Source organism: Desulfotignum phosphitoxidans DSM 13687, from assembly GCF_000350545.1.
GTDB classification, from domain to species: domain Bacteria; phylum Desulfobacterota; class Desulfobacteria; order Desulfobacterales; family Desulfobacteraceae; genus Desulfotignum; species Desulfotignum phosphitoxidans.
In genome coordinates this window covers 1-2,223 of record NZ_APJX01000033.1, presented here as the reverse complement: position 1 = coordinate 2,223, position 2,223 = coordinate 1, and the positions used below count along the sequence as shown (strand labels likewise).

At 40.5% G+C, this 2,223-nt stretch carries 1 protein-coding gene; it reads left to right on the top strand.

Annotation, left to right across the window (positions count from 1 at the left end):
• The coding region (locus tag DPO_RS23495; RefSeq protein ID WP_152427811.1) for an integrase catalytic domain-containing protein at window positions 1-1,633 on the top strand (1,633 nt) is incomplete at its 5' end.
• Between the last annotated feature and the right edge of the window lie 590 nt (window positions 1,634-2,223).

Genomic DNA, 2,223 nt, shown 5'->3' with positions numbered 1-2,223 from the left:
GTCATTGATGAGTTTTCAATCAAAAAGAGAATTGTTGGCTAATGTTGCGCCCCGATACAGGGAAGGAAACAAGAAACGCAAATCAATTATTTTAAACGAGTTCATTTCGGCCACTGGATATTCGCGTAAATATGCGATCCGTTTACTATCGTCCAAACAAATACCTTTGGTGAAGAGAATTAAAAAGCCGCGTCCCAGATTTTATAACAATGACGTACAAGAAGCATTGAAGATTGCCTGGGCAGCAGCAAACTATATCGCTTCTAAAAGGCTCGCTCCATTTCTGACAGATCTGGTGCCGGCATTGGAAAGGCATGGATATCTCAACCTTAATGACGAAACCCGTTCCCAACTTATCGCAATAAGCCCGGCAACGATTGATCGGATTTTGAAACCAATAAGAAATAATGGCCGGAGTATAAGCACGACAAAACCGGGAAAACTCCTCAAACACCAGATCCCAATAAGAACATTTGCCGATTGGGAAGATGAAGAACCAGGTTTCTTTGAGGCTGATTTGGTTGCACATTGCGGCTGGAGTATGGAGGGAGAATTTCTTCACACACTGGTTTTAACAGATATTGCTACCGGCTGGGTCGAATGCATGGCCTTACCATACCGCAGCGGTTCTGCTGTTATACACGCGCTGGATAAAGCTCAACAAATAATACCTTTTCCAATATTAGGGATCGATACCGACAACGGGAGTGAATTTATCAATGCGGATTTGATCCGATATTGTGAAAAGGAAAAAATAACCTTCACGAGAGGAAGAGCATATAAAAAAAACGATCAATGTTATGTAGAACAAAAAAACGGTATTGTTGTAAGACAGATAGTTGGATATGATCGTTTTGAGGGACAACATGCCTATATGCAGCTTTCAGAATTATATCGGGCAGTACGTCTTTATGTGAATTTTTTTCAGCCTTCCATGAAACTCAAAAAGAAATGTAGAGATAACAGCAAAATTAAGAAAACTTATGATTCTGCCCAAACTCCGTTTCGAAGATTGAAAAAAAACGTCAAAGTCCGGACTACAGCAATTGAAAAGCTGGATTCGATAAATCATTCTTTAGATCCGATCCGCCTGTTAAAGCAAATTCAATTTTTGCAGGATGCCTTGTGGAAACATGTGCTTTGGGCAAAACAGCCTTCACCATCAGAAAAGGAAGGGAAACAGCCGCTATACGGATTTAAATTGGAATCAACTCCGAAAGAATTTGTTGAAAAAAACAACAATGACCATTTAGTCTTGAAAACTGATATCATAAAAAGGCGTCAGTATAGAAAAACAAAAAAACCGCGTGTCAAACACTGGTGGAAAACCAGGGAAGACCCTTTTGAAAATGTCTGGGATGAAGTGCGGTCCTGGCTGGAGAATGATCCTGAAAAAACGGCCACTTTAATACTTTTAGAGCTTCAAAAAAAATATCCCGGACGATACTCTAAAGGGCAGTTAAGGACACTACAGCGCAGGGTCAAAGCATGGAGAGAAAAGGCTATTATCAAATATGATGATAATTTGTTAAAAAGAAATCCTTTGGCTGAGGATTCTATAAGCGGAGACCTCAAAGCAATAACTGTTGATACTCTCCAAAAAATGAAAAGGGAGAACTTTGTAGTGCAATAAGGATTTTTTGCCAATTTATAATGGGGGACTCTGTCCCCCAAACCCCCTGGGATTTAACGCATTATGGGCTAAAGCATGCAATAGGGACGATGCATTACACACCGTCCCCATGCTTCAGCCACCAACTGCGGCGCTCGGGTTGCTTCCCAGCAGAGCCCTATCCTCCGAGCTGGCGACTATAGAATATCAAGGATATGCAAAAAGGCAACTGAATAAAGAAGTTTGATTTTAATGGAGATGATATTATGGTAAATGAGCGCGGACTCGCAAGTTGATGGATAGATGGTCAACAAAGATGAGGGATGCGCTGCGCTCATCGGCCGTTTTTTTAAGGTATAAGCGGAAGTTTTGAATAAGGTAAAAAAACGAGAAGAAGCGGCAATTAGAATCATTCTTTCTGAGAATTTTCACGATAAAGCAGGGCGAGATCAAAAACCAAATGCCTCCGATTTTAGCCAATAATTTTTTCTGCTTTCAATAAAGTCCTCGTCAGATAATGTATTTTTTTTGTTCATCTGCATGATTACGCCAATCCTGCCTTTCCTGGATAATACGATTGTAGATTTCCGTTCGGATAAATCCTCTTCGAT